Genomic DNA, 26,048 nt, shown 5'->3' with positions numbered 1-26,048 from the left:
CTAGCGTGCGGTAACGACTACGCGGTAAGCGGTAGCTGTACTAGTAGAAATGGACGTTGCGGAACGTGCCCGGTACGTGCTGGTGCGGCTGGTGGAAACCCTCTTCCAGCCGACCCCAGTTGTTGCGCGGGCCGCGGTCCTCTGGGGCACCGCCGGCTGCTGCCATACCTGCGAACAAAAGCGCGAGCGTGGCGGTTTCAGCGTCTGACGGGTTGCCCTTGAGGACGGACATGAACGGTGCAGCCGGGGCTGTAGCGGCGTCCTTGTCTTCGGTTGCTGGGGTGTTTTTGGAATCGGTCACAGCGGAATGTTCCCATGCTTCTTGGCGGGTACGTTAACAACCTTGCGATCCAGCAGACGCAGACCCTCGATGATCTGGCCGCGGGTCTCGCTCGGCGGGATAACGGCGTCGATGAAGCCGCGCTCAGCAGCCATGTACGGGTTGACCAGGGTGGCCTCGTACTCTGCCTCGTACTCCTTCTGCAGTGCGACGACATCCTTGCCCTCGGCCGCAGCAGCCTTGAGCTCCTTGCGGTAGATGAAGCCGACAGCGCCGGAAGCACCCATGACCGCAATCTGAGCGGTCGGCCATGCCAGGTTGATGTCAGCGCCCATGTCCTTGGAGCCCATCACACAGTAAGCTCCGCCGTAGGCCTTACGGGTGATGACGGTAATCTTCGGGACGGTGGCCTCAGCATATGCGTACAGCAGCTTGGCGCCACGGCGGATGATGCCGTCGAACTCTTGGTTGGTGCCCGGCAGGAAGCCTGGAACGTCAACCAGCATGATGATCGGAATGTTGAAGGCGTCACAGGTGCGGACGAAGCGAGCCGCCTTCTCGGATGCCTTGATGTCGAGGCAGCCAGCGAACTGAATCGGCTGGTTGGCGACGAAACCGACCGAGCGACCCTCCACGCGACCGAAGCCGATGACCACGTTCTGTGCGTAGTCCTCCTGAATTTCCAGGAAGTCCTCGTCGTCGACCAGACGGGTGATGACGTCCTTGATGTCGTACGGCTGGTTTGGGGAGTCCGGAATCAGCGTGTCGAGCTCGAGGTCAGTCTCAGTGATGTTGTCAGCGATGGAGCCCTCGAACGGCTCAGCCTCCATGCGAGGAGCCTCAGCGCGGTTGTTGGACGGCAGGTAGCTGACTAATTCCTGAACGAAAGTCAGAGCGTCTTCGTCATCAGCGGCGGTGTAGTGCGAAGTACCGGAGGTGCTCATGTGAGTACCAGCGCCACCCAGCTCTTCCTGTGTGACCTCTTCGCCAGTGACGGTCTTAATAACGTCCGGGCCGGTGATGAACATCTTGGAAGTGCCATCGACCATGACAATGAAGTCGGTCAGAGCCGGGGAGTAGACGTGGCCACCAGCGCAGGCGCCCATGATCAGGGAGATCTGTGGGATAACACCAGAAGCCTGGGTGTTTCGGAAGAAAATCTGGGAGTAGAGGCCGAGGGAAACAACGCCCTCTTGGATGCGGGCACCAGCACCCTCGTTGATGCCGATAATTGGGACACCGGTCTTGATGGCCAAATCCATGATCTTGACAATCTTTTCACCGTAGACTTCACCGAGCGCGCCACCGAAGATGGCGCCGTCCTGCGAGAAGACACAGACCTGGCGGCCATCGATGGTGCCGTAGCCTGTCACAACACCGTCAGTGACAGGGCGCTTGGCGTCGAGGCCGAAGTTCTTGGAGCGGTGACGTGCGAGAGCGTCAACCTCCACGAACGAGCCCTCGTCCAAGAGGAACTCGATGCGCTCACGAGCGGTCATCTTGCCCTTGTCGTGGACGCGGTCAATGCTGGCCTGGCCCATTGGAGCCTGGGTCTCTGCGAGACGGGCTCGCAGATCGGCCAGCTTTCCAGCAGTAGTGGTCAAATCCGGGGTTTCACCGGTTGATGTATTTGCGGCAGTCGTCATACCAACTAGTTTACGTTTCGAAAACGGGGGGAGGTAGTTGGGGGGCAATCGCTGTTAACAAAAGTAGGGGTAATGACTAGCTCGTTGTACAGCAAAAAGCCTGCTCTTACAGTGGAATATTGCCGTGCTTGCGCGCAGGCCACGGTACTTTCTTTGAAGTTAGAAGGCGCAGATTTTTTATCACTCGAGTTCGTGTCTCGGAGGGGAGGATGACTTCATCAATTAACCCCCGTTCGGCGGCACGATAAGGCGTGAGCATGTGTTGCTCGTATCCCATTTCCAGTTCAGCAATGAGTTCTTTCACACTCTCGGGAGTGCCAAATCTATCGGCCGCTGGGTCTGCTGCGAGAGCTGCTTCGGTGGCGGTTCGAATCTCGGCACGATGGAGGAAGCGTACTGCGCCTGAGGCGCCCATCACGGCGATCTGTGCCGTCGGCCAAGCCAGATTTACATCCGCGCCGAGCCCCTTTGATCCCATCACGCAATACGCGCCGCCATAGGCTTTGCGCATGGTGACGGTGATTTTAGGAACGGTTGCTTCTGCATACGCATAGAGCAATTTAGCGCCACGGCGCAGAATTCCCTGGTGTTCTTGATTTGAACCGGGGAGAAAGCCGGGTACGTCTACGAGAAAGACGAGTGGAATGTTGAAACAATCGCAGGTTCGGACGAATCGCGCGGCCTTCTCCGCTGCATCGATATCTAGGCAGCCCGCGAATTCCATGGGCTGATTAGCGACAAACCCAACAGATTGACCGTTGAGACGGCCAAGGCCAATCACGACATTGGCTGCTCGGTTTTCCTGGATTTCCAGGAACTCCGCATCGTCGCAAAGCGCGTAGATGACTTCGTGCACGTCGTACGGCGTGGATGGGCTGTCGGGAATGAGACTGTCGAGGGTGCGATCGGTGTCGGTGATTTCGTCACTGGCATCGGAATCCCAGCTGGGCGCGGGGGAGGTTGTGTTGTTGGGGAGGTAGTCGAGCAAATCGCAGACCCAGTCGAGTCCATCCTGCTCGCTAGCGGCGGTGTAGTGGGAGTTTCCGGCGATCTCCATATGGGTGTCGGCGCCGCCGAGCTCGTGCTGGCTGATTTTTTCGCCTGTGACTGTTTCGATTACGTCAGGGCCGGTGACGAACATACGGGAGTTTTCCTCCACCATGACAACGAAGTCCGTCAGTGCTGGGGAGTAGGCATTTCCGCCCGCGCAGGCGCCAAAAATGACTGAAATCTGCGGAATGACGCCGCTGGCGCGAACGTTGTGGTGGAACGTCTGGGCAATAAAGTCCAGTGAGACTGCGCCATCTTGGATGCGGGCGCCGGCACCTTCGTACATGCCAATAAGGGGGCGGCCGGTAGTGATGGCAAGTTCCTGAATCTTGACCATCTTTTCGCCGTAGACCTCTCCGAGTGCACCACCGAAGATTGTGCCGTCCTGAGAGAAGATGCAGACCTCACGGCCGTCTATGGTTCCCCAGCCGGTGATGATTCCGTCGGTCGCGGGGCGTTTGGCTTCCATCCCAAATGCGGTAGTGCGGTGGCGGGCTAGCGCATCAAATTCGACAAAAGATCCTTCGTCCAGCAGGTAGTCAATGCGCTCGCGGGCATTCATGCGCTCAGTCAGTTTGAGCTTGTCGTAGCCCCGCGACCCCATCGGAGTCAGTGCAGCAGTGCGTCGGCGTAGAAGGTCTTCATTGAGGAAAGCGGTGGTGTGTTGCTCCGCCGCCAAACGTGAGGAAATAGTCATGTTATGGAATGTAGTGTTTGGGAAGGAAAATAGTAAAGCAGGCGAGCTGTGATGATTCTCACGCTGTAGAGCTCTTGAGAAAGGTCACGACTCAGTGAATCCGGCCATGGCGCTAGACTGCTGTGCATGACCAACCCCAGGATTGTTGCTTCCCGCAAGCCTCTTGACGCCACGCGTGTGCGCGCAGCCGCGCCGGGCTGGAATTCCATTGAGGTTGTCGAAACCACTGGTTCGACCAACGCTGATCTTCGGAAACAGGCGGCACTGGGGCAGGTGGCAGATCTCAGTGCGCTTATCGCCTCGGAGCAGACCGCAGGTCGCGGTCGACTGAGTCGTAGTTGGACGGCCCCGAAGGGTGCGTCCATTGCACTCAGCGCGCTGCTGCGCCCGGAAGGGCTCGCACCCGAGCAACTGGGGCTGTTGCCGTTAGTCGCGGGCCTCGCAGTTGTCGATGCTGTTGTGGAAGTTGCGGGTCTTGCGCCTGAACGCGTTTCCCTGAAGTGGCCGAACGATGTCCTGGTTGACGGTCGTAAGCTCTGCGGAATTCTGGTGGAGGCCGCGTCGCTGACACCGCCAATTCTCATTCCGGGAATCGGCGTCAACGTTTCCCTGCAGGAAGATGAGCTGCCGGTGCCACACGCCATTTCGCTATACCTGGCGGGAGCGGAAAACCTCGACCGCGACGACATCTCCGCTGGTGTGCTGCGTGCGCTGGGACGTCGTCAAGCGCAGTGGCGAAAGGGCGATGCGGAGCTGCTGCGGGACTACGAGGCGGTGTGCGCGACCATCGGTTCGAACGTGCGCGTGGAGTTGCCGGGGGATCGCGTGCTGGTGGGCAAGGCGGTTGGCGTGCGTGCCGACGGCGAATTGATCGTCACCGATGAAGCTGGCACAAGTCACTTTGTTGCGGCCGGTGACGTGTTCCATGTTCGTGCCACTGACGGCGGCTATGCGTCCCCGCAGGCTGATTCGGAGCGGGGGTAGTGCTGTATGACCTTTCCCGATGATGAGTTGGACACGCGCGAGGCAATTCTGCTGGACACCAATCCAACTTTTGGTCGGCTGGTGTGGCCGCTCTTGGAACTCATGGTTATCACGGGCGTCTGCTGGTTGCTGATTGGTTTTATCGACGGCCCTGCGATTGCTCCGGGAGATCTGCAAGGTGTGCGTCAGCTGCTGCTCTTCGCGTGGCTGGGGCTTATTCTCTGGCGCGTCGTTCGTCCGGTACTAAGTTGGTTGGGGGAGCGGTTCGTACTAACTGATAGGCGAATTATTCTGCGCCGTGGCATTCTGCGCCCGCAGGTGGTCTCGATTGATCTGCGTTCGGTACGTGCGGTCAATCGCAAGGGCGGCGTGCTGTATCTGCACACCCGCAGTTTCGGCCCGCCGCTGGCTGTGGAAGATATTCCCAGCTCTCGTAAGGTGGCTAAGTTGGTCTCCCGGTTGACTTAGAATTTTGGGTCATAACCTACAATCAGGGGTGTGATTGCTTCGGATACCCCTGAAAACTCCACTAATTCCACTTCTAATTCCGCTGCAGCGCTAACTGCTGCGCAGCATCCCGCGCATGCTGATGGCGTGCCGGTTGTGGCGGTGATTGGTGACGGTCAGCTGGCTCGTATGATGCAGACTGAGGCCATTGAGCTGGGACAGTCCATCCGTTTGCTCGCCGGTTCGCCGGATGCTTCCGCAGCGCAGGTGTGTGCGGACGTTATCATCGGCGACTACCACGTCTGGGAAGATGTTGAGCGCGCTGTCGCCGGTGCGCAGGCCGTGACTTTCGACCATGAGCACGTTCCCACCGAATTCCTCAACAAGCTGACCGAGATGGGCTACTCGGTTCAGCCTCAGCCGTCGGCGTTGCTGTACGCGCAGGATAAGCTGCTGATGCGCCAGCGCCTGGAGGAACTGGGCGCTCCAGTACCTGCCTACGCTGCAATTGAGTCCGCCGAGGATGCCGAAGCATTCTTCGACCGCGTTGATGGTGCCGTCTGCCTGAAGGCTCGCCGCGGCGGTTACGACGGTCACGGCGTGTGGTTCCCGAAGGACCGCGAGAATCTGCGCACGCTTGTCGACGAGCTGTTGGGCAAAGATGTGCCGCTGATGGCCGAGCGGAAGGTCGCGCTGGTTCGTGAGTTGTCGGCCATGTGTGCGCGCACGCCGTCGGGCGAGGTCAAGGCCTGGCCGGTCCTCGAGTCCGTGCAGCGTGACGGCATCTGTGTTGAGGCAATCTGCCCGGCGCCAGGGCTTGCCGACGACCTTGCGAGAGCGGCCGAAAAGCTCAGTGTGACCATCGCTTCCGAGCTGGGAGTAACCGGCGCGCTGGCAGTTGAGCTGTTCGAAACCGTCGATGCTGACGGCAATCCGGAGATTTTTGTCAACGAGTTGGCCATGCGGCCACACAACACTGGTCACTGGTCGCAGGACGGCTGTGAGACCAGCCAGTTTGAGCAGCACCTGCGTGCAGTTGCTGACATGCCACTGGGTTCCACTCGCCCGACTGCGCCGGTGACGGTAATGGTCAATACGCTCGGTGGCGATGAGGCCTCGGATGTACCTATTTCACAGCGTTTTGCTGAGGTATGGCGTCGTTTCCCATCAGCGAAGATTCACTGGTACGGGAAGGATTGGCGCCCTGGACGTAAGCTGGGGCACGTCAACCTGTGCGGCTACGACGCAAGCCCGGAAGGCATCGCGGAGACCCGGCGGGTTGCCAACCTCGCTGCTGGCTACATCGTCGATGGCGTGTGGGCAGACGGCTACACCGCATAGGTGGCTGGCGCTGTATAAGAATTAGATTGCTATCTCAAGGAGACAACATTGGCTGAAGCAAACCAGGTGGCAAGCCCGAAGTTGGCCAACGTAACCGGTCCGCTGGTCGGTCTGATTATGGGGTCGGACTCGGATTGGCCGACCATGGAGCCCGCAGCGGAGGTCTTGGCTGAGTTCGGAATTCCCTTTGAGGTAGGTGTGGTCTCTGCACACCGCACTCCGGAACGCATGATTGACTACGCAAAGTCCGCCGCTGACAAGGGGCTGCGCTGCATTATCGCTGGCGCCGGTGGTGCAGCACACCTGCCGGGCATGGTTGCGTCGGCCACTCCGCTGCCGGTTATCGGCGTGCCACGCGCGTTGGAGAACCTGGAGGGTGTCGATTCCCTGCTGTCAATCGTTCAGATGCCGGGCGGCGTTCCGGTGGCAACCGTCGGTGTGGGCGGCGCTAAGAACGCTGGCCTGCTGGCTGTGCGTATTCTCTCGGCCGGTTACCCGGAGCTCATTGTGGCGATGGAGAACTACCAGGCCAACATGCGCGATCAGGTCCTGGAAAAGGACGAGCGTCTGCGCAAGAAGCTGATGGGTGAGTAGGGCGCGCAACCAGCCCCGAACTACCCGCGCATATGAACTGCGGGGTAGTGGAACGTGTCCGGGTCGGCGGTCTCCCAGGCTTCGGCCCAGTTGTGGAAGCGAGTTCCGCTCAGCAGCTCGCCTGGCTGCAGCCAGTTGTAGAGCTCCGCGTAGGTCTCACCGACCTGCTCATTGGTGCGCCGCAGCAGGTGGGACGGCCCCAGCTCAGAGAAGCTATTCAGGCCCATCGATGCCAATAGGCTAGCTGCTTCCGCGACCGTGGCATTGTGATAGTTGGCCACACGCTGACCCTTGTCGTCGACATCCAGGGCCTTCCACAGGCTCGGATCCTGGGTAGCCACACCCACCGGGCAGGTGTTTGTATGACATAGCTGAGATTGGATACAGCCGGTGGCCATCATCATGCCGCGAGCCGAGTTCACAAAGTCAGCACCGATGCACATGCGCTTCACAATATCGAAGCCAGTAATGACCTTGCCGGACGCACCGAGCTTAATGCGATCTCGCAGACCGGCACCTACGAGCGCGTTATGGACGAGAATCAGGCCGTCGGTAAGCGGCAGGCCAACGCGGTCGGAGTATTCCAGCGGTGCAGCGCCGGTGCCGCCTTCAGCGCCGTCGACGATGATGAAGTCCGGGGTGATGTTCTCTTCCAGCATGGCCTTGCACACGGCGAGGAACTCAAGCTGGGAGCCAACACACAGCTTGAAACCGACCGGCTTGCCACCGTTGAGCTCGCGCATGGTGCCCATAAACCGAACAAGTTCACGCGGGGTGGAGTAGACGCGGTGGTACGGCGGGCTCATCACACCCTTGCCAACTGGTACGTGGCGAGTAGCCGCGATTTCCTCATTGACCTTGTGACCTGGCAGCATGCCGCCGAGTCCAGGCTTTGCGCCCTGGCTAACCTTCAGATAGGTTGCCTTGACCTGCGGAATCTTAGCCTTTTCGCGGAAGAGCTCCGGATCGAAGTCGCCATCCTCGGTACGCGCACCGAAGTAACCGGAACCCAGCTGCCAATAGAGGTCGGCACCATACTTCAAATGGTAAGGGCTGATAGCGCCCTCGCCGGTGTCCTGTACGAAGTTGCCCAGCTTCGCGCCCTTATTCATTGCCATGACAGCGTTAGGGGACAGAGAGCCGAAACTCATGGCTGAGATGTTGAAGATAGACGCTGAGTACGGCTGGGTGCAGTCCGGGCCACCGATATCTACGCGCGGATCCTCGATGACGTGTTGGCTCGGCGCCATCGAGTGGCGGACGTACTCGTAACCGGGCGCGTTAATCTTTCGCTCAGTACCGAAGGACTTCTTTGAGGACAGCCCCTTCGCACGCTCGTAGACCACGGTACGAGTATCGCGGTCGAACGGAGCGCCGTCGAAATTGCGCTCGATGAAGTACTGCTGCATCTCAGGGCGAATGGTCTCACCCATGTAGCGCAGATGGCCGATGACCGGGAAGTTCCGCAAGATGGAGTGCTTCCGCTGAAGCATGTCATAGATAGCCACAACATCCAGGAAGAGGATGAAGGCCATCAGAATCCACCACCACGGGCTCAAATCCCATACAGCCAGTGCGCCCAAGACGTTGATGAGGGCGAGAATCGCAAGAATATATGGTCGGGTAATCACGGTTTCCAGGTTATCGCGACTGCCGAAAGCGCCTCTCGTCGGAGGGGACGTGATTAAATCACACGGGCTTTTTCGGCCGTAGAAATAGCAGCGACACGCTCGTTATCGCCACCGCGCACGACGACGGCAGCACCTCCACGAACCCAAGCGGACAGCACATTACGTGCCCATTTATCCGCGCTGACCTGTGGAGAATCAGGTTCCAGCCAGCCGTCGGAAACAATGCGAGAACCGGGAGTGAGCTGCATTTCATCCGCGTAGTCTCCAGCCGACGAAAGCAGATTAGCAGCAGACTTCTCCCCAATAACGGGGGTTTGGTCGGAGTCCGGGCCTGCGCCTAGATACGCGTCTGGGTGGAAACGAACTTCCGGACCGAAGTCAATGACTCCCGGTGGAATATCATCACCGCATTCCACGACACCGCGGCCAAAGGAATCGTCAGTAAGCACGGCGATATAGGCGTCCGGGAACTTCTCTTCCCATGAACTGACGTTAGCGGTAGTGGTGAAAACAACCAGCGGCTCTTCATCGCTAACGGTGACACCAGCGCGCTCACAGCCGAGGATGATGCAGGCGGACTGCCAAATCAGCGGCAGGTCAATCCACGCCTGATCTCCAGCGACAAGGTCGAACTCATCGTGCAGCATGTTGGCGATCTTGCTGGCCCAGTTGTCCAGAGTTTGAGCCGACAAATCGGTACGACCGCCGGTAGTTTCGTCATAACAGGTCAAACGAGGCACGGACGGGTCAGCCTCGAGAAGTGTCTTCAGAATCTCCACGCCTCCAAGGGTAACGAGAATTGCGCGATGCCGTCGGCGTGAAGAACTAGCCACCTAACTCAACAGCAGGGTGAACAAAAGGACCGTCGGCAAGCAGGCGATTGTCGTAATCACGCCACAATCGCGCGCCTGCTCAAGGTTCCGGCCGAAACGGGAGGCGAAGGTGTAGACGTTCTGGGCTGTCGGCAGGCCGGCGATAATCACAGCTGCCAGCAGCGCATGCCCGCTGAGACCAAAGACAAAATGGCCGAACAGGAGAGCCAGCGCGGGGTGCAGGAAAAGCTTCAGCGTAGACGCCACCACAACGGCGCGACGAGGGGAGCGGCCGGCTTCCATAAACGGCATGCCATGCAAACTAATACCGAAGGCCAAAAGTGCCATTGGCACCGCGGCCTGCCCCAATAGCCCCACTGGATGCGCTACGAACTGAGGTACTTCGATAGCAAACGCATTAACCGCAAGTCCCACCATCGCCGCCAGAAAGATCGGGTTCTTCAGCGGTGCCATGATGACATTGCGCGGTCGGAAATGACCGCGGTTAGTGAGGATTTCCAGCACGGTCATGGAAGCGGGCGCATAGAAGGCAATCTGAAAGATAAGGGCTGGGACGACGGCGGTAGCGTCGTGAAGCACTGCGACAGCGATGGGCACGCCGAGATTAGCGACGTTGTTGTAACTCGACGACATCGCGCCGACCACAGCATCGGCGCCGCGCTGTTTGAACATGGGTGCCACAAAGATCCGGTAAAACGCCGCCGTGCCAAGCGCCGACAGTGCCGCGACGCCAAACGCCGAACCGAAGATGCTCGCCGAATCCGCCGTCGCGAGCGTGTGCGCGAGCATGCACGGCATCGCAATCCAGAACACGACCATATTCAGGGTAAAAGATGCCCGCTTATCGACGATCTCACTGCGCCCAAACAACCAGCCAACAATGATCAGTACTGCGACGGAACCAAAGCCGGTGAATATTTCGGTGAGAGCGGGCATAAGTGCATATTTTAGACAATAAAAAACGGACCCAATCCAATCCCCTTGGTGGGGAAGGACTGAGTCCGTTTTACGCTGTTATCGCATGTATCGTCATGCGGCCAGCGCGTAAATAAGGCCTTTCGGCGGGTATTCGAATGATCGGCTCCCGCCGACCAGCCATCTTTAGCGGCTGGTGAACGGCAGGAGTGCCATCTCGCGGGCGTTCTTCACAGCGGTAGCGACCTGGCGCTGCTGCTGCGGAGTCAGACCGGTGACGCGGCGGGAACGAATCTTGCCACGGTCAGAGATGAACTGGCGGAGCAGGTTAATGTCCTTGTAATCAACCTTCTCAACGCCTGCGGCCTTGAGCGGGTTCTTCTTCGGGCGGCGGGACTGCTCCATCCGCGCCTTCTTGTTAGAGTGATTGCGCTTCATTGGTGCTCCTCGACTTACCAGCTGGACTTACGGACGCCCGGGAGTTCGCCACGGTGGGCCATCTCACGAACGCGGACACGGGACAGACCGAACTTGCGGAGGTAGCCGCGCGGGCGACCATCTGCAGCGTCACGGTTGCGGACGCGAATCGGGGACGCGTCACGCGGCTGACGGTTCAGCTCGTACTGTGCGTCCATGCGCTCTTCGTCAGTGGAGTGCGGGGACTTGATGATGCGCTTCAGTTCAGCGCGACGTTCTGCATAACGAGCGACGATTTCCTTGCGCTGCTCGTTCTTGGCAATCTTGGACTTCTTAGCCATGAATTAGCGCTCCTCGCGGAATTCGACGTGCTTGCGGACAACCGGATCGTACTTCTTAATGGTGATACGGTCCGGGGTATTGCGCTTGTTCTTACGGGTCACGTAGGTGTAACCGGTGCCCGCAGTGGACTTCAGCTTGATGATTGGACGAATGTCATTACGTGCCATTTTTTAGATCTTCTCCCCACGTGCACGAATCTGAGCAACAACAGCCTCGATACCGTACTTGTCGATGGTCTTCAGACCCTTCGGGGACACATTCAGAGTGATGTGACGCCCCTCAGAGGCGAGGTAGAACTTCTTACGCTGCACGTTGGGGTTCCAACGGCGCGACGTGCGCCGGTGGGAGTGGGACACGGTCTTGCCGAAAGACGGCTTGCGTCCCGTAACCTGGCAAATCGCCGACATAGGGATTCCTTTGCTTCCTTGCCGCCCAATGCCGAAATCACTGGTGCGCCACACCGGATTATTGAATAACCGAGGAATCCACCTGGCCTTTTCCGGGGCGCTGCCCACTGACACTCGACGCTGAGCGCGTAAACGAATAACTAGACAACAGCGAGAGAACAGTTTACACACGAGTTGCGGGATAACCTAATCGCTGTTCCACTGTGGTTTTCTCGGGGCGACTCTCGAGCGTCGTCATAGAGTTCGTGCTTGTCGACGGGCTTTAGTGTAGGGCCTTTTTTTAATTTTCGGGCTCGAGCCTGTAATATTCCATCGAGTGTCACGTGCCGGTTTGTAGAAGTATTGACCTGGTGCGTGTCATTGTAAGTCGTGTTCGTACCCAACTCAGGCACGATTCTCTCACTCTTAGCTGGGGGAAAGCGACCTGAAGTTCAATCCTGAGGGAAACGAGAATTAATGAAGAAGGACATCCATCCTGATTACCACCCGGTGGTTTTCAAGGACGCAGGCACGGGTCACTCTTTCCTTACCCGTTCCACCGCCACCTCCGACCGCACTGTCGAGTGGGAAGACGGTAACGAGTACCCGCTGATCGTCGTTGACGTCACCAGCGAGTCGCACCCGTTCTGGACCGGTGCTCAGCGTGTCATGGACACCGCTGGTCGCGTCGAGAAGTTCCAGCGCCGTTACGGTAACCGCATTCGCCGCGCGAAGAAGAACTAAGAATAGGAGGGGAATAAGAAAATGGCAGTACCAAAGCGTCGCATGTCGCGTGCTAACACCCGCGCTCGCCGTTCCCAGTGGAAGAGCAACAACGTCGCTCTCCAGGAAGTCAAGGTAAACGGCCGCGTCTACAACGTTCCTCGTCGCATCGCCAAGGCTGTTCAGCTCGGCCTGGTTGACGTCGAGAAGTTCTAACGCGCATCTTTTAGGATGCTGACAACGTTCCTCGCTGAACCGCAGAGCGCTTCGCGCGCCCAGAGTGCGTTCAGTGCGTAAGGAACAGTTGATAGAGAGCTTTTAAACCTCACCCCATCGCCTGTACTTGGCGATGGGGTGAGGTTTTTTGAGTTCTATGGCCAGGTTTTATGCGAGCTCTCTCACGAAGAATCTGTGTCACATTTACACTCGCCTTATATTTTCAAGGCACAATGGGCAGTATGAAGATTTTGGTAGTTGATGACGATCAAGCGGTACGCGAAGCGTTGCGGCGATCGTTGACTTTTAATGGCTACACGGTCGAGCTCGCCGAGGATGGCGCAGAGGCCTTGGAAAAGATTGCCAAGGATCGTCCGGATTTGGCCATTTTGGATGTCATGATGCCGAAGCTCGACGGCCTGGATGTTTGCCGTCGGCTGCGCAGCGAAGGCGATGATCTGCCGGTCATGATGTTGACTGCACGTGATTCGGTCTCCGAGCGCGTAGCTGGTCTTGATGCCGGCGCAGATGACTACCTGCCCAAGCCTTTCGCTTTGGAAGAGCTGCTCGCTCGTGTCCGTTCGCTACTTCGTCGGTCTGCTCTGGAAGTGCCTGCGATGGAAGATGCCGCAACTCTGCAGTTTGAGGATCTCTCCCTGGATCCGGAAACTCGTGAGGTCTTCCGGGGTGAACGCCGCATTAGTCTCACACGTACAGAATTTGCGCTGCTGGAACTGCTGATGAGCAATCCGCGGCGTGTACTCTCCCGTACCGCCATCTTGGAGGATGTCTGGGGTTATGACTTCCCGACGTCCGGCAATGCGCTGGAGGTCTACATTGGCTACCTGCGCCGCAAGACGGAGGCAGAGGGAGAGCCGCGTCTGATTCACACCGTTCGTGGTGTCGGTTATGTGATGCGGGAGACCGCACCGTGATGTTGCGCCGTCGTCGTTCGACCGGCGGTGGCGTGCAATCAAATCAGCGTTCTGCCACGGAGGCCACTCCGAGGCAAGGTACCGTCGGTAAGCAAGAGAAGTCCGCGAATGCTGAGACGAGGGCAGGGGAATCGCTTCCCGGCCTGCCGCGGAGTTCGCGTATCCCTTCGCTGCGTTGGCGGCTGACTATTCTGACGGCGCTCATTGTGGCGATGTCGGTGGGGCTGATGACGTTGGCTGCGTTTTTTACTGTGCAGGCAGCGCTGTACCGTGAGGTGGACAGTAACCTCCGTAGCCAGGCGGAAAAGCTGCTTATGTCACCGTACGCTTCGGAGTTTGCCATTGGCCCCTCCTTTGAAGCGGACTCAAATAGGATTCTGAACCCCGATTTGGACGCGGTGTACTTTGCCCACGGCAGTGTGGCGGGTAAGGGCGGTGGCTCAATCTCTATTGGTGGCCCCGAACTGGCGGTGTTGCGGGGGAATCGACAGGAATCGATTCGCACTGATGAGTACAACGGCCGTCGCGTATATGCTGTCCGCGCCGAAGACGGTGCGACGCTGATCCTCTCGCAGGACTTGAGCTCGACGCAGTCGGTCTTGAAAGCGCTCAGTGCAGTGCTGCTGAGTATCTCTGCTATCGGCATCCTCTTCGCAATCGGCTCAGGTATTACGGTGGCAACAACGGGTCTGCGTCCGGTCACTCGGCTGCGCATTGCCGCGGAGCGAGTGACGGAGACTGACGAGCTGCGCCCAATCCCTGTGGAGGGCGACGATGAGCTTGCGCGCTTTACCCGCAGCTTCAATGAGATGTTGGCTGCACTTCAAGCGTCTCGCATTAAGCAGGCGGAGCTGGTTGCAGATGCTGGTCATGAGTTGAAGACTCCGCTGACGTCGTTACGCACAAATATTGAACTGCTGATGATGGCCTCCCGCTCGGGAGCGGTAATCTCGGATGAGGATCGCGCGGATTTGGAAGCTGACGTCATCGCACAGCTGGAAGAGTTGTCGACGTTGGTCGGTGACCTCGTTGATCTGGCACGCGAAGATGGCCCGCAACAGGTTATTGAGCATGTCGATGTCGACGAAATCATTTCCACGTCGCTGGCGCGTGTTGAGCGTCGTCGTCCGGATATTACTTTCGATGTACAGACTGCTCCGTGGTATGTCTACGGGGATTCGGCGGGGCTTGGTCGCGCAGTTTTGAACTTGATGGACAATGCTGCAAAGTGGTCGCCAGAAAATGGCACCGTGCGGGTTCGTCTGACGCCGCTCAGCGAGGTTGTTGCTGAATTCACGGTGGCGGACTCGGGGCCAGGTATCCCGAAGGAAGATCGAGACAAGGTCTTCGAGCGTTTCTACCGTTCCATTCAGTCGCGGTCGATGCCTGGATCCGGCCTGGGCTTGGCCATTGTGAAGTCGGTCATCGTCCGCCACGGGGGCACGATTACTGCCGATGAGTCCGATGATGGCGGTGCCTTGATGCGAGTGACGCTGCCGGGCAGTCCGGACAGCGGAAAAGATGAAGACTCCGATTCCGCTCAAGAGCCTAGCTAGAAACGCATAACCCCACGTCAAAGCTGATGTAATCCTCGCTGCGCGCAGCCTTTTAAGGAAGTGCGTGGCGGGGATTCGGTGTTTCATTCGGGGAATTTTCGGCGAGACTGCAGACTGCTCTCAGCCAATTGTTAGACAGACAGTGCAAGGTATTACGTATGAGCAACTCTTTCAACGATTCCTCGCGAGGAGATGAGCGGGGACACTACTCCTCGCAGTCTCACAACTTCAGCGAGAACCGTGCCATGGGGAATGCTGGTGAGACAAACCAGTTTTCTGCCGACGAGCGCGGCTGGGAGAATTCCCACTACAACACCATCCCGTCTCAGCCGAACGGCGCTTACGGAGGCGGTTCAGAGTGGGATGTTGCGGCCAATCAGCAGAAGACCAAGGGTGCCCAGGGGGCTAAGGGCATGGGGGCGCTGGCAGTCGCTGCCCTGATGCTGTGCTCGGCCGGTATTGGTGGCGGTGTCGGCGCATGGGTAGTTCACAACTCGCAGTCGTCGGCTCCCGCGGACAACGCGCTGGATAAGCCTGCGGAAACCCGTCAGGTAGCAGCAGCTGAGGGGTCCGTGGAGAAGGTCGCGCAGAAGGTCCTTCCCAGTGTCGTCTCCATCACCACTGTCTCGGAGCGGGGCACGGCGTCGGGCTCAGGTTCCATTCTGTCGTCCGACGGCCTGGTGCTGACGAATAATCACGTCGTCGCAGGCGCAGGTCCGGACGCACATATGGAAGTCCTGCTTTCCGACGGCACCACGCACCCGGCAACTCTGGTTGCAGGGGATGCGGCGACTGATATTGCCGTTATTCGAATTGAAGGTGTTAACGGGCTGCGCCCAATCTCTCTGGGTAACTCCTCGCAGGTCCAGGTTGGCCAGGAAGTGGTGGCCGTTGGTTCGCCACTGGGGCTGACCTCCACTGTTACGCAGGGCATTGTCTCCGCTAAAAACCGTCCAGTGACCGCCGCTGGTGAAGACGGGCAGTCCTCGGTCATTGATGCAATCCAGACCGATGCGGCGATTAATCCTGGTAACTCCGGCGGAGCGCTAGTGGATATGGAAGGCAACCTCATCGGTGTGCCCAGCGTGATTGCCTCTAACAGTGAGGCATCGGAACAGGCGGGCAGCATTGGCCTTGGTTTCGCAATTCCGGTTAATCAGGCTCGTCGCATAGCGGAAGACCTGATTGATTCCGGTAAGGCGCGGATGCCTGTCATTGGTGCCCAGATTGATTCGCGTCCGATTGCACGTGGTGCACTGGTGCGAGAGGTAACGCCAGACGGCCCAGCTGATAAGGCGGGACTGAAAGATGGTGACCTGATTACCAAGGTTGATGACCGCACACTTGACAACGGCGTTGCACTAATTGCGGCTATTCGGTCGCATCGGATTGGGGATTCTGTCACACTTACAGTTACAGATGAGCGAGGCGGCAACGAGCGAACGGTCGATGTCACCTTGGTAGAAGCCCAGGATTGATAGGCAGCGTGGTGGAGTTAGTACCTCACCATCTGTAGAAGAGTTTTCGAGTGAAACTTCGAGTGAAAAGCTGTGGGAGAAAGCGAGATAGAGCAGATGAGTGAAACCGTGAGTACTGAGCCAAGTGACGTCAACCTCGCTGAGATGGAGCGTCTTATCAACGACGACGGCCAGGTTCGAAATGCGTTTGTTGTCCTCGTGGGCGACCATTTTGAGAACCCGGATGGTGCGGCTTCGCTCATGGTTGAGCTGTTGGAAGAAGACGGCTACTCGGTCGATGCTGTGGTCAGTACGGGTGCAGTGAAGCGTGAGATCCGGAAGGCCCTAGATACCGCTGTTGTCGGTGGCGCAGATTTGGTCGTTACGGTGGGCGGTGTTGGTGTTGGGCCTCGTGCGAAGACCCCGGATGCCACTCGCAAGGTTCTCGATGTGCGACTGCAGGGCATCGAGCAGGCTATTCGTAACTCCGGTATGGGAGCTGGCGCCTTGGATGCCGGTCTGTCCCGCGGTTTGGCCGGTGTGTCCGGTCAGACAGTGATTATCAATCTCGCGGAGTCTCGCGCTGCAGTGCGCGATGGCATGGCGACAATTCTCCCGCTGGTCTCTCATGTGCTTGATGATCTCTGCCGCTGGAGCGTTTAGGAATGGGCGACGCTAAGCAGCCCAATCAGCCCGAGCAAGCTGCGCCGCGCAGTGGAAGCCGTAGGCAGCGCCGCCGCGCAGGTGCACCGGCGAAAAACTTTGCCCAGTCACGCAGTGCGAAAACCGCGCGCACAGTGCACTATCACGATGAATCCCCGGAGGATGCTCGTGATTTTGATGTGGACTATTGGATAAAACAGCGCCCACCCCATTGGGGATGAGCGCTGTGTAAAAGCATTAGTTCGCTTCTTATCGGAAGCCTGCAACTAGCAGCTAGAGGCTAGTTCAGCTCCGTCTTCGGCTTGCCGTTCTGCTCTGCCAGCAGGTCACGAATCTCAGTCAGCAGGTCAGCCTCGGTGACCTCCGGCTCGGCGGAGGTCTCCAGACGAGCCTCACGCATTTCGTTGAACTTGTTCATCGGAGCAACGATGACGAAGTAGACAACCGCTGCGACCAGCAGGAAGTTGATTACTGCGGTGATGACAGCCGCGAAGTCAAGGTAGGTCGACGGGTTGCCGCTGATGATTTCGAAGCCGAGGCCAGTGACCTCAGCGCCACCGATGGTGTTCAACAGCGGCTCGAGCAGGCTGTCGGTGAAAGCAGTGACGATTGCGGTGAACGCAGCACCGATGACAACACCGACCGCCAGGTCGATGACGTTGCCGCGCATGATGAACTCTTTAAAGCCCTTAAGCATAGGAAATTTCCTTCTGTAGAAACGGAACAAACCAAACGAGACCTGTGAGTCATCGCGTTGCTCAGTGCAGGCCCCTACGATTTCAGAGACGGGGCAGTGCGATGTCTGGCAGTGCCACTCTTCTTAGCTCTCATCGTAGTTTTGAATTGCCTGTCCATTGTATCCCTTCGCTAAGTTATGGGACAAGTCAACTTTCTGCAAAAAGCACTGTTCAGGGGCATAAAATCTGGTAATCAATGAGATTTTGGTCACTATCCCGCGAGTAACAGTGTGAGCGGGGACGTTAGCGATGTCGCTGCCACCACCTCCGCGGCGCCGGTGGGCAGTGCAACCAAAACCACCTCATCGTCGACGATGTTGACCACTCTCGCTCCGTGTGCAAGCGGTGCCGCCATCCCGCGCTCATCCGCGGTCGACACAATATCCACGCTGTCACCAGTGCGAAGAGCGGACACGATGCCCACATCAGTCAACGTGATGGCAATAATTTTGCTTTCCGACGTCCCGGTCAACGACTTGGCTAGTGATGGGCCGACCATTCGCTGCTCTGTAAGTATCTCTCCTGGTGACATGCCGGTGGCCAGGGTGCGTCCCCGCACAGCAGCGATGTCCGTTACGGCTCCGCCAGGAACGAGATCCCGGGGAATGTCCTTGAAAGCCACATCTTGTTCTGCCACCGATGCGCCAGCGGCAATGGACTTGGCGCTAATCATGACCCGGATATGGCCGCTGCGAGGTGTCAATGACTCCACCGCCGCCAGTCCGACGGCACATAGGAAAACTGTGACTGCAACTATTCGCCGAATAGTTGCGGGGCGGGGCTTTCGGAATGGACGCGGAAACCGGGACGAGTGTTTTGGGCTCATATTAGGTTAGGCGCGAAAAACCCGGAATCGGTTCCATTAAACCGGAATCGGTTCCATTAAATCTGTGAAATCCCCGCTGGCGTGATCACATAATCGGCAGGAATGTCGTGCTCATCGTAGGCAAGCTCCGTGCGCAATTCGGTGTCGAAAACCGCAACAGCGATGACCGCAGTTCTCGCTCCATCCGTATCGTCGTCGCGTCGAGCGAAAACCAAGCTGCGATCGTAGTAACCAGCGCCACGCCCTAACCGCATCCCGGTTGCGGGGTCGGCCGCAACTGCCGGCAGGATAATGGCGTCGGCAACACCCAGCTCAGCTGGGTCAGCAGAGTCTTCCACCGAAACAGGTTCTAAGAGTCCAAATCGGCCCTTGTGGAAGCTGCCGTTGTAGTAACCCCAGTGCAGCGGTTGTGGTGGACCGGGCGGGCAGACGGGAAGCAGAATTCGTGCTCCGGGAACCGCGTTGGCCAGAGCTTCCACAAAGCCCTGGCCGGGCTCACCACCAGTCGAACTAGAAACGCTTGCGCCGGGTTCGTCGCCAGCGGGGACATAGGCGGCAATGATGGGTTTTGCGAGGTCGCCGACGGTATTGGATAACCATTCTTGCAACCGCTGTACCAGTGCTTCGTCGTCAAGCATGCGCTCACGCTGCCCCTTGGCGGCGCGTGCGGCGAGTACCTCGTGCCGTGTGCGGGCTTTGAAATCAGACGTGGTTTCGGGAAGCGGAGCCATACCTGCAAACCTACTCTGTCAGGTAGGGGAGCGACCTCTGTCGTCAGCGCAGGAGAAAATTTCTGATTAATGCGTTGAAAAAGCGGGGTCAGCCTCCGAGCAAATGGAAGTTATATAGGTATCGTTGCCATTATGGTCTCATCGTCTAAAGAGTCTGGTTCGGACATGACTACTCCGGTTCGAACTGTCATCGTTCCTGCCGCGGGCATGGGTACGCGATTCTTGCCTGCCACCAAGACAGTGCCGAAAGAATTGCTGCCCGTAGTTGATACGCCGGGCATCGAGATGATTGCTGAAGAGGCCGCCGCCACTGGTGCGCAACGCCTGGCTATTGTCACAGCGCCGAGTAAGGATGGCGTGCTTGGGCACTTCGACCCGCGCCCGGACCTTGAGCAGACTCTCGCCGAGCGTGGCAAGGACAAGATTGCAGCGAAGGTACGCCGCGCCACCGAGGTTATCCGCGTCGAATCCGTTGTCCAGGATCGACCGCTGGGCCTGGGGCATGCGGTGCTGGTCGCAGAGCCGCTGCTCGAAGACGATGAGGACAGCGTTGCTGTCATGCTTCCCGACGATCTCGTGCTCCCAGTGGGCGTGATGGATCGGATGACGGAAGTGCGCGAGCGCTTTGGTGGTTCGGTGCTGTGTGCGCTGGAAATTCCTCATGAAGAGGTCTACAACTACGGTGTCTTCGATATTGAGGACGCCACCCCGGCGGAGTCTGGTGAGCTCGGTGCTGACGCGGCCGACGCTGATGCCTGGGACGATGTGAAGCGAGTCAAGGGCATGGTGGAAAAGCCGGACCCTGCGGATGCTCCATCCAACTTCGTTGCAGTCGGACGTTACTTGCTCGATCGCGCCATCTTCGATGCGCTGCGTCGCATCCCGCGCGGTAAGGGCGGCGAATACCAGCTCACCGATGCAATTGAGCTGCTGATTCAAGAGGGGCATCCGGTTCATGTGGTCGTTCACAAGGGGTTCCGCCATGACCTGGGAAATCCTGGTGGCTTCATTCGTGCTTGCGTAGACTTTGGACTCAGGCATCCGGACTACGGCGAGGGGCTGCGCGACTACATGCAGCAGCGTCTGGCGCAGGATGAACAGGCTTAAAGCCTTTTTATAGAGGCTTGTACTGAGAAGCTGAATAGCCATAAAGCGCACCGCGGGTTGGTGCCGAGGAAGGTAAAACATGCGTTCTGTGGAAGAACAGTTGGCGGCAATCACCGCACACGCTGTGATGCCTGATCCTGTGCGCGTTGCTATTTCGGAATCCCTCGGCATGCTGTGCGCTGAGGATGTCATCGCTGAGCAGCCGTTGCCGGGGTTCGTGCAGTCAGCAATCGATGGTTATGCGGTGCGGGCTGTCGATATCGTCGGTGAATCTGGGTCTTTACCTCCGGATGCGCGTCAGAGTGATGTTGATTTTCGCGAGGTTGAGCTACCTGTTGTCGGTGAGGTGACAGCCGGATCTCACCACCCGATGCGGCTACAGCCGAAGCAGGCCGTGCGCGTACAAACTGGTGCGCCGCTGCCATCGCTTGCCGACGCCGTCGTGCCCCTAAACTGGACCGACCGCGGTGGCCGTCGAGTTAATGTTCTCCATCCGGTCTACTCCGGTGACTTTGTGCGCAAGGTTGGCGACGACGTGCAGCCGGGTGACGTGGCGGTGTCATTGGACTCGGTAATTTCGCCGTCACAGGTCGGATTGCTGGCAGCGGTGGGGCGTTCGAAGGTTTTGGTGCACCCTAAGCCGCGTATGTCCGTGATTTCCATTGGTAATGAGTTGGTCGATGTTGACCGCACGCCGGGGCTCGGTCAGGTCTACGACGTCAACTCCTACGCGTTGGCAGCAGCCGGCCGCGATGCCGGGGCCGAGGTACACCGAGTGGGTATTGCCACCGGTGAGCCCCGTCGCATCCGGGAAATCATCGAAGGCCAGCTCATTCGCAGTGAGCTTTTGGTCATCACGGGGGCTGTCGGCGGTGCCGCGGGTGAGCAGATTCGCCGTGTGCTGGCTGAATTGGGCGAGGTTGATGTTTCCCGCATCGCTATGCATCCTGGTTCGGTCCAGGGCTTTGGTCTGCTGGGAGATGACAAGATTCCAACGTTCCTCCTGCCGTCGAATCCGGTCGGCGCATTGGTCGTTTTTGAGGTCATGGTTCGTCCCCTCATTCGGCTGGCGTTGGGTAAGCGCAATCCCCGCCGCCGCGCTGTCACCGCTCGTGCTGTCGGCCCGATTGAGTCGGCGGAGAAGCGCCGTGGCTACATCCGTGGCCAGCTCATGCGTGACCGCGAGACCGGCGAATACATGGTGCAGCCGCTGGGAGGTTCCGGCGGTGCGCAAGCCCACCTTTTGGCCGGTATGTCGGAAGCCAACAGCCTCATCGTGATTCCGGAAGACGTGCTGCACGTGCGTCCGGGAGATGTAGTTGACGTGCTGTTCATGGCGCGCCAGGCCTAACCTCACTCCACTACCGCGAGTATTGTTGCTGTGCGTACTTCTCGTCTAGTAACCAGTGGCGGCCGAGTCCGCCTGCGTGTGCCAGAGCGCTCTGATGCCTCTGCATGGCGGGCACTGCGGCTGCGTGACGAGCCCATTTTGCGCCCCGTGGAGCCAACCCTCGAGGACGACTGGGATAACGCCCACAGGGCTTCTGTTTTCCGCCGTAACCTGCGCAGTTGGCGTCGTTCAGAGGCTGCGGGAGACATGATTGTCTCCACCATTGAGGTAGACGGCCAGTTCGCCGGCATGCTCACACTCGGCGGTATTACGCCTTTCCCCGTCGCTCACGCATGGATTGGCTACTGGGTCGGCAGCGGCTTTACATGTGGAGGGGTCGCCACTGCGGCAGTGGCGTTGGCGTCGGATTATGCCAAGAGAGTTGGCGTCCACCGAATTGAAGCGACTGTGTTGGACAGCAATGTCCCGTCGATACGCGTGCTGGAAAACTGTGGGTTCGAGTACGAAGGCGTGGCGCGGGAAGCCTTCCATATGGATGGCGCGTGGCGCGATCATCTGACCTATGCGCGGGTGGGGGAGGACAGTGCAGTGGACCTCATCGTGGCGAGTGGTCGCGCGCAATATGAAGAGGCGGAGAAATACCCACCGCAACGGCGCGCCTGAGTAGTCTGAGTAACACACGCCGATAGGGTGATGACAACTCTACTATTGGGCGAATTCGCTCTAGATACGCTGACTGCCTTCGCAAATGCCTCTGTGGAAGGGCATGTGGGTGGCGTATTTGGGCCGGGGAGAGACGGCGAAACCCCGGGCGAAATCGCAAGGAGACACAAAATATGTCAACTTCACTGTTGCTGATACTCATCGTTGTACTGTGGCTGTTTGTGCTGGCCCCGCTGGTGGTCAATACGCGCAAGCCGATTCGTCGTACTTCCGATGCGCTAGGTAAGACCCGCGTGCTGCATCGTGGTGGCGAGGAGTTGGCCACGACGCGCCGCCGTCCGTCTTTTAAGGAGTCGGACGTGCGCGTAGCCGAAGAAGTCGACGATTCTCTCGAAACCGTTGACGCGCAGGTCGACGATGACTTCGATGTCAGCGACGTGCTTATCGACGACACCGTGGACGAGGCGGCCGACCCGGCCGTCGTTGACGGCGATATCGTCTACGAGCTGGAAGCGGCAGATGCAGAAGAGGAGACCCCGCAGGCGGATGATTCCGCTACCGAGGAAGCCACTGCTGAGTCTTCTGACCGCTCTGACATGGACGTGTCCGATGATGAGTCTGCAGACCAGTCGCTGCAGGCTGTCGTTAATGACGAGGATGCTGAATCTGACTCCGCCGTTGCCTCCGCCGAAGGTGACGTGGTTCGTGCAGATGAGTCCTCTTCCGATGTGAGCGTTGACGTTCGCCGTCAGTTTGTCGACGCCGATGACTTGATGTTCGAAGATGCCGTTGAATCTGACGCTGATTCCGGTGCCGCGGCTGACGCTGAGCACGCGGACGCTGAGGCTCTCTCTGAGACTGAAGAGGCAGCAGACACCGTAGACGAGCAGGCGGAACCCGACGAGACCGTCGAGGACGACAGCGACCACAGTGTCGAGTCCAACGATGACGCAGTCGCTGTCGATGACACCTTGACCGAAGATGATTACGCGTTCGCTGAGAAGCGCCGTGGTCGTGGTGGGTTCGATCCGATTTCGGATGCCCAGTACGCTGAGACTCGCTTTGCCCGCCGCCGCCGTTCGGTTGCTGGGCTGGCAGCGTTCATCGCGGTCACGGTCATCATCGCTGCTTTCGCCGGTGGTTGGACCTGGTGGATTCCACTGGTCGGTGTCGGCTTGATGACCCTGTATCTGGTCAACCTGCGCCGCACCGTGCGTGCAGAGCAGGAACTGCGGGCTCGCCGAATTCGCCGTATGAAGATGGCCCGCCTCGGTGTACGTAACCGTGAGGATGATGAGCTGGGAATTCCACAGCGACTGCGCCGTCCCGGCGCGGTAGTAGTCGAGCTTGATGATGAGGACCCGGATTTCGCAGATCTGGCCTACGCTGACTACCGCTTTGATGACGACGATTACGACGAAATGCCGCAGGCTCGCGTGAGCTAGTCCTGTGAGCTGAGCCGTAGAACAACCTTAAAGTTGTCTGAGCACGTCAGCGCGATTTTTTGTTAGAAACTCGGCCTGTTACGATGTCACTACCTAAGACATGACACACCGGGTGTGTTTGGCGGAAGGCTTCTCCCGAGGGGTTGGGAGAAGCCTTTTTGCATGTTAAAGTCGGGTTAAACGACAGAAAGTGTGTCTGGATTCGGTGATTTGTAGTGGTTGACCTCTAGGTTTCAGAGAAATATATGCTCCGGGAGCATATATTTGGCTCCGGGACGGTAAATCCGCGGTGTGGCAGCAGTGATGTGCTACACGCGGCGTGGTGTGGTGTCGCAATGTCAAAGAACCAACCACGCTGCCACTGCGGCGATGAGATGAAACGCAACGGCACTACCAGCAAAGGAACTACGAGGTGGCGATGCAAACACTGCGGCGCGTCGAGTGTGAAGCGCCGCAGCGACATCACCAATTCCACGGTTTTTGCCGCCTTCATTGACCACCTGACCACTGGCGCCAGCCTCGATACCGTTGCCAGTCGTGTGGGATGCTCACCGCGCACACTGCAACGCCGCTTCGAACCCTTCTGGCTCGTTGACGTACCAGATCCCACCATCGGACATATCGGGCGGGTTTACGACCAGGTGTTTCTAGACGGCACATATACCGCCGGCGGCTGTTTGATCATTGCCGCAACTATCGACCATGTCATCGCCTGGCACTGGTGCAAACACGAAACCACGCGCGACTACCAACGACTTCTCGAGCGCATCGAAGCCCCACTTATCGCCGTTATCGATGGCGGCCAGGGAGCGTTTAGCGCGATCAAAAAGTGCTGGCCCACCACGAAAATCCAGCGTTGCCTCGTCCACGCCCAACGCGTTGTACGCCGCTACACCACCTCACGGCCCCGGACTGATGCCGGGCGCACCATCTACCGACTGGCGCTGAAACTGACCCGGATCACCACCCTGGACCAAGCAGCAGCATGGGGTGCACAACTGCACGAATTCTCCACGATCTACCGTTCCTGGATGGACGAGAAAACCACGGTCAAAGACCCTAAAACAGGTACATGGACCCGCACGTGGACACATCACAACGTGCGCAAGGCCTACAACAGCCTCAACCACCTCTGGCGCTCCGAACTGCTGTTTGTCTACCTCACCCCACCAGAAGGTGTGCTGGAGAAAAACCGGATTAAATCCACCACCAACAGCCTTGAAGGCGGCATCAACTCCCAGATCAAACTACTTGCCAGAACACACCGCGGCAGATCAGGCGAACGACAACGCCGAATGCTGGATTGGTGGCTCTACTTAAAAACCGAACTGCCCGACGATCCAGCACGAATCGCCAGGCAGTCCAACTGGGGCCAGGACCAACTCGCCAAAGTTTCCACCCTGACCCAACACGAGAACCAAGCCGACCACGAAACAGGACGACCAGCCCTCTACGACAACGCTATCGACACCGACTACACCCACTCAATCGGCATCCAGAAAGGCCAAATCTAACCCCCGCGCGACACGCCGAGCCAGACACACATTTTGTCGTTTAACCCTTAAAGTCGCTGGCCTTTCGCTGCCGCAGTGCTACCGTGTTTTGACCGTGCCGTCGGGTAGCATGTCCCTCATGGATCGACCGGTAATGCGCGATATCGCGCTCGTGATTCTCCGCCTAATACTCGGAATTATCTTCATCTGCCATGGCTGGGACAAGATTTTTATCACCGGTATTGACAAGACGACCGGTTACTTTGTCGCTGCGAATATCCCGCAGGCGCACTTGACGGTCTGGGTTGTCGCTCTAGTCGAACTGGTCGGAGGCGCGTTGTTGATTCTGGGACTCTTGGCCCCGACAGTGGCGATGGTCTTCATCATTGAGATGATTGGTGCCTGGTGGTCGATGCACCTGGGCAATGGCCTGTTTATCCGCGACAACGGTGCAGAGCTTGTGATGTCACTCATCGGTGGTCTGGTGATGATTTTCGTTTTCGGAGCCGGCCGTTTCAGCTTGGACAGGCAATTCATCAGGTAAGACCTCAGTAGGTACAACCCCCTTAATAGTTAAAGGCG

The 26,048-nt window shown here is 58.4% G+C and carries 29 protein-coding genes; 16 read left to right on the top strand and 13 right to left on the bottom strand.

Annotated features, from left to right (window positions below):
- Positions 1-40: 40 nt before the first annotated feature.
- From QP982_RS07315 to QP982_RS07305, 3 genes are all read right to left on the bottom strand, one after another.
- Positions 41-301 (bottom strand): acyl-CoA carboxylase epsilon subunit, encoded by a 261-nt coding sequence (locus QP982_RS07315; RefSeq protein WP_016423284.1) that lies wholly within the window; start codon positions 299-301, stop codon positions 41-43.
- A complete protein-coding gene (locus QP982_RS07310) occupies positions 298-1,926 on the bottom strand; it encodes an acyl-CoA carboxylase subunit beta (RefSeq protein ID WP_016423283.1) in 1,629 nt (542 codons plus the stop codon). Before QP982_RS07310 ends, QP982_RS07315 begins: the two co-directional genes overlap by 4 nt.
- Positions 1,927-2,032: 106 nt before the next feature.
- Positions 2,033-3,673 (bottom strand): acyl-CoA carboxylase subunit beta, encoded by a 1,641-nt coding sequence (locus tag QP982_RS07305; protein ID WP_049171320.1) that lies wholly within the window; start codon positions 3,671-3,673, stop codon positions 2,033-2,035.
- A gap of 126 nt (positions 3,674-3,799) precedes the next feature.
- Here QP982_RS07305 and QP982_RS07300 point away from each other — a divergent pair, with 126 nt between their 5' ends.
- The 4 genes from QP982_RS07300 to purE all read left to right on the top strand — a co-directional run bounded on the left by QP982_RS07300 (position 3,800) and on the right by purE (position 7,039).
- Positions 3,800-4,657, top strand: a complete 858-nt coding sequence (locus QP982_RS07300; protein WP_049171316.1) for a biotin--[acetyl-CoA-carboxylase] ligase — start codon at positions 3,800-3,802, stop codon at positions 4,655-4,657.
- A gap of 6 nt (positions 4,658-4,663) precedes the next feature.
- The gene (locus tag QP982_RS07295) at positions 4,664-5,125 is read left to right on the top strand and encodes a PH domain-containing protein (RefSeq protein ID WP_049171313.1); all 462 of its coding nucleotides are present in this window, start codon (positions 4,664-4,666) and stop codon (positions 5,123-5,125) included.
- 30 nt (positions 5,126-5,155) lie between these two features.
- Positions 5,156-6,445 (top strand): 5-(carboxyamino)imidazole ribonucleotide synthase, encoded by a 1,290-nt coding sequence (locus tag QP982_RS07290; RefSeq protein ID WP_080969567.1) that lies wholly within the window; start codon positions 5,156-5,158, stop codon positions 6,443-6,445.
- Between the two features lie 117 nt (positions 6,446-6,562).
- A complete protein-coding gene (purE, locus tag QP982_RS07285) occupies positions 6,563-7,039 on the top strand; it encodes a 5-(carboxyamino)imidazole ribonucleotide mutase (RefSeq protein ID WP_049171375.1) in 477 nt (158 codons plus the stop codon).
- A gap of 20 nt (positions 7,040-7,059) precedes the next feature.
- On the opposite strand, the gene QP982_RS07280 is transcribed toward purE, so the two are convergent.
- The 7 genes from QP982_RS07280 to rpmB all read right to left on the bottom strand — a co-directional run bounded on the left by QP982_RS07280 (position 7,060) and on the right by rpmB (position 11,584).
- Positions 7,060-8,670, bottom strand: a complete 1,611-nt coding sequence (locus QP982_RS07280; protein WP_284870361.1) for an FMN-binding glutamate synthase family protein — start codon at positions 8,668-8,670, stop codon at positions 7,060-7,062.
- Between the two features lie 53 nt (positions 8,671-8,723).
- Positions 8,724-9,449 carry a TIGR03089 family protein gene (locus QP982_RS07275; RefSeq protein WP_070841144.1) on the bottom strand — a complete coding sequence of 242 codons (726 nt, stop codon included), beginning with the start codon at positions 9,447-9,449 and terminating at the stop codon, positions 8,724-8,726.
- Between the two features lie 54 nt (positions 9,450-9,503).
- Positions 9,504-10,439: an AEC family transporter gene (locus QP982_RS07270; protein WP_070851283.1), complete on the bottom strand. Its 936-nt coding sequence runs from the start codon at positions 10,437-10,439 to the stop codon at positions 9,504-9,506.
- Positions 10,440-10,604: 165 nt separating this feature from the next.
- On the bottom strand, positions 10,605-10,856 hold the full coding sequence (gene rpsR / locus QP982_RS07265; protein ID WP_005511410.1) for a 30S ribosomal protein S18: 252 nt from the start codon (positions 10,854-10,856) through the stop codon (positions 10,605-10,607).
- Positions 10,857-10,870: 14 nt separating this feature from the next.
- The gene (gene rpsN, locus QP982_RS07260; protein ID WP_005511414.1) at positions 10,871-11,176 is read right to left on the bottom strand and encodes a 30S ribosomal protein S14; all 306 of its coding nucleotides are present in this window, start codon (positions 11,174-11,176) and stop codon (positions 10,871-10,873) included.
- A gap of 3 nt (positions 11,177-11,179) precedes the next feature.
- A complete protein-coding gene (gene rpmG, locus QP982_RS07255) occupies positions 11,180-11,344 on the bottom strand; it encodes a 50S ribosomal protein L33 (RefSeq protein ID WP_005511413.1) in 165 nt (54 codons plus the stop codon).
- A gap of 3 nt (positions 11,345-11,347) precedes the next feature.
- Complete coding sequence (gene rpmB, locus QP982_RS07250; protein WP_016423274.1) at positions 11,348-11,584, bottom strand: 50S ribosomal protein L28; 237 nt, start codon at positions 11,582-11,584, stop codon at positions 11,348-11,350.
- A 456-nt stretch (positions 11,585-12,040) separates the two neighbouring features.
- Here rpmB and QP982_RS07245 point away from each other — a divergent pair, with 456 nt between their 5' ends.
- From QP982_RS07245 to QP982_RS07220, 6 genes are all read left to right on the top strand, one after another.
- Positions 12,041-12,307, top strand: coding sequence for a type B 50S ribosomal protein L31 (locus QP982_RS07245; protein ID WP_005511390.1), 267 nt, complete (start codon positions 12,041-12,043; stop codon positions 12,305-12,307).
- Between the two features lie 21 nt (positions 12,308-12,328).
- Positions 12,329-12,502 carry a 50S ribosomal protein L32 gene (gene rpmF / locus QP982_RS07240; RefSeq protein ID WP_005511439.1) on the top strand — a complete coding sequence of 58 codons (174 nt, stop codon included), beginning with the start codon at positions 12,329-12,331 and terminating at the stop codon, positions 12,500-12,502.
- A gap of 242 nt (positions 12,503-12,744) precedes the next feature.
- A complete protein-coding gene (locus tag QP982_RS07235) occupies positions 12,745-13,437 on the top strand; it encodes a response regulator transcription factor (protein ID WP_005511429.1) in 693 nt (230 codons plus the stop codon).
- A complete protein-coding gene (locus QP982_RS07230) occupies positions 13,437-14,993 on the top strand; it encodes a sensor histidine kinase (protein ID WP_284870360.1) in 1,557 nt (518 codons plus the stop codon). Before QP982_RS07235 ends, QP982_RS07230 begins: the two co-directional genes overlap by 1 nt.
- 158 nt (positions 14,994-15,151) lie before the next feature.
- Complete coding sequence (locus QP982_RS07225; protein WP_070549887.1) at positions 15,152-16,471, top strand: S1C family serine protease; 1,320 nt, start codon at positions 15,152-15,154, stop codon at positions 16,469-16,471.
- 72 nt (positions 16,472-16,543) lie between these two features.
- Complete coding sequence (locus QP982_RS07220; protein WP_005511427.1) at positions 16,544-17,113, top strand: MogA/MoaB family molybdenum cofactor biosynthesis protein; 570 nt, start codon at positions 16,544-16,546, stop codon at positions 17,111-17,113.
- Positions 17,114-17,393: 280 nt separating this feature from the next.
- Here QP982_RS07220 and mscL read toward each other — a convergent pair whose 3' ends face one another.
- From mscL to QP982_RS07205, 3 genes are all read right to left on the bottom strand, one after another.
- A complete protein-coding gene (mscL, locus tag QP982_RS07215) occupies positions 17,394-17,810 on the bottom strand; it encodes a large-conductance mechanosensitive channel protein MscL (RefSeq protein ID WP_048733605.1) in 417 nt (138 codons plus the stop codon).
- A gap of 251 nt (positions 17,811-18,061) precedes the next feature.
- A complete protein-coding gene (locus QP982_RS07210; RefSeq protein WP_258867152.1) occupies positions 18,062-18,553 on the bottom strand; it encodes an SAF domain-containing protein in 492 nt (163 codons plus the stop codon).
- A 179-nt stretch (positions 18,554-18,732) separates the two neighbouring features.
- Entirely contained in the window at positions 18,733-19,407 is a 675-nt protein-coding gene (locus QP982_RS07205; protein ID WP_049189707.1) for a 5-formyltetrahydrofolate cyclo-ligase, read from the bottom strand.
- Positions 19,408-19,539: 132 nt separating this feature from the next.
- On the opposite strand from QP982_RS07205, the gene QP982_RS07200 reads away from it, so the two are divergent.
- From QP982_RS07200 to QP982_RS07175, 6 genes are all read left to right on the top strand, one after another.
- Entirely contained in the window at positions 19,540-20,514 is a 975-nt protein-coding gene (locus QP982_RS07200; RefSeq protein ID WP_016423265.1) for a UTP--glucose-1-phosphate uridylyltransferase, read from the top strand.
- A 79-nt stretch (positions 20,515-20,593) separates the two neighbouring features.
- A complete protein-coding gene (gene glp, locus QP982_RS07195; protein ID WP_005511382.1) occupies positions 20,594-21,865 on the top strand; it encodes a molybdotransferase-like divisome protein Glp in 1,272 nt (423 codons plus the stop codon).
- Between the two features lie 30 nt (positions 21,866-21,895).
- Entirely contained in the window at positions 21,896-22,528 is a 633-nt protein-coding gene (locus tag QP982_RS07190) for a GNAT family N-acetyltransferase (RefSeq protein WP_048733595.1), read from the top strand.
- 173 nt (positions 22,529-22,701) lie between these two features.
- A complete protein-coding gene (gene sepX / locus QP982_RS07185) occupies positions 22,702-23,973 on the top strand; it encodes a divisome protein SepX/GlpR (RefSeq protein ID WP_070601711.1) in 1,272 nt (423 codons plus the stop codon).
- A 335-nt stretch (positions 23,974-24,308) separates the two neighbouring features.
- Positions 24,309-25,487 carry an IS1249 family transposase gene (locus QP982_RS07180; protein ID WP_048732261.1) on the top strand — a complete coding sequence of 393 codons (1,179 nt, stop codon included), beginning with the start codon at positions 24,309-24,311 and terminating at the stop codon, positions 25,485-25,487.
- 118 nt (positions 25,488-25,605) lie between these two features.
- A complete protein-coding gene (locus QP982_RS07175) occupies positions 25,606-26,010 on the top strand; it encodes a DoxX family protein (protein WP_038629133.1) in 405 nt (134 codons plus the stop codon).
- The last annotated feature ends 38 nt before the right edge of the window (positions 26,011-26,048 follow it).

Origin of the sequence: Corynebacterium sp. MSK019 (genome assembly GCF_030232425.1) — a bacterium.
GTDB lineage: Bacteria > Actinomycetota > Actinomycetes > Mycobacteriales > Mycobacteriaceae > Corynebacterium > Corynebacterium jeikeium_D.
The sequence above is the reverse complement of the archived record's forward strand: the minus strand, read 5'-3'. Positions and strand labels throughout refer to the sequence as shown.

What these genes read in the sequence shown, in the direction of transcription:
- QP982_RS07310 (WP_016423283.1), bottom strand. Translation starts at nt 1,926, where the DNA reads ATGACGACTGCCGCAAATACATCAACCGGTGAAACCCCGGATTTGACC.
- QP982_RS07305 (WP_049171320.1), bottom strand. Translation starts at nt 3,673, where the DNA reads ATGACTATTTCCTCACGTTTGGCGGCGGAGCAACACACCACCGCTTTC.
- QP982_RS07300 (WP_049171316.1), top strand. Translation starts at nt 3,800, where the DNA reads ATGACCAACCCCAGGATTGTTGCTTCCCGCAAGCCTCTTGACGCCACG.
- QP982_RS07295 (WP_049171313.1), top strand. Translation starts at nt 4,664, where the DNA reads ATGACCTTTCCCGATGATGAGTTGGACACGCGCGAGGCAATTCTGCTG.
- purE (WP_049171375.1), top strand. Translation starts at nt 6,563, where the DNA reads ATGGGGTCGGACTCGGATTGGCCGACCATGGAGCCCGCAGCGGAGGTC.
- QP982_RS07270 (WP_070851283.1), bottom strand. Translation starts at nt 10,439, where the DNA reads ATGCCCGCTCTCACCGAAATATTCACCGGCTTTGGTTCCGTCGCAGTA.
- rpsR (WP_005511410.1), bottom strand. Translation starts at nt 10,856, where the DNA reads ATGAAGCGCAATCACTCTAACAAGAAGGCGCGGATGGAGCAGTCCCGC.
- rpsN (WP_005511414.1), bottom strand. Translation starts at nt 11,176, where the DNA reads ATGGCTAAGAAGTCCAAGATTGCCAAGAACGAGCAGCGCAAGGAAATC.
- rpmG (WP_005511413.1), bottom strand. Translation starts at nt 11,344, where the DNA reads ATGGCACGTAATGACATTCGTCCAATCATCAAGCTGAAGTCCACTGCG.
- rpmB (WP_016423274.1), bottom strand. Translation starts at nt 11,584, where the DNA reads ATGTCGGCGATTTGCCAGGTTACGGGACGCAAGCCGTCTTTCGGCAAG.
- QP982_RS07245 (WP_005511390.1), top strand. Translation starts at nt 12,041, where the DNA reads ATGAAGAAGGACATCCATCCTGATTACCACCCGGTGGTTTTCAAGGAC.
- rpmF (WP_005511439.1), top strand. Translation starts at nt 12,329, where the DNA reads ATGGCAGTACCAAAGCGTCGCATGTCGCGTGCTAACACCCGCGCTCGC.
- QP982_RS07235 (WP_005511429.1), top strand. Translation starts at nt 12,745, where the DNA reads ATGAAGATTTTGGTAGTTGATGACGATCAAGCGGTACGCGAAGCGTTG.
- QP982_RS07230 (WP_284870360.1), top strand. Translation starts at nt 13,437, where the DNA reads ATGTTGCGCCGTCGTCGTTCGACCGGCGGTGGCGTGCAATCAAATCAG.
- QP982_RS07225 (WP_070549887.1), top strand. Translation starts at nt 15,152, where the DNA reads ATGAGCAACTCTTTCAACGATTCCTCGCGAGGAGATGAGCGGGGACAC.
- mscL (WP_048733605.1), bottom strand. Translation starts at nt 17,810, where the DNA reads ATGCTTAAGGGCTTTAAAGAGTTCATCATGCGCGGCAACGTCATCGAC.
- QP982_RS07205 (WP_049189707.1), bottom strand. Translation starts at nt 19,407, where the DNA reads ATGGCTCCGCTTCCCGAAACCACGTCTGATTTCAAAGCCCGCACACGG.
- QP982_RS07200 (WP_016423265.1), top strand. Translation starts at nt 19,540, where the DNA reads ATGGTCTCATCGTCTAAAGAGTCTGGTTCGGACATGACTACTCCGGTT.
- glp (WP_005511382.1), top strand. Translation starts at nt 20,594, where the DNA reads ATGCGTTCTGTGGAAGAACAGTTGGCGGCAATCACCGCACACGCTGTG.
- sepX (WP_070601711.1), top strand. Translation starts at nt 22,702, where the DNA reads ATGTCAACTTCACTGTTGCTGATACTCATCGTTGTACTGTGGCTGTTT.
- QP982_RS07180 (WP_048732261.1), top strand. Translation starts at nt 24,309, where the DNA reads ATGTCAAAGAACCAACCACGCTGCCACTGCGGCGATGAGATGAAACGC.
- QP982_RS07175 (WP_038629133.1), top strand. Translation starts at nt 25,606, where the DNA reads ATGGATCGACCGGTAATGCGCGATATCGCGCTCGTGATTCTCCGCCTA.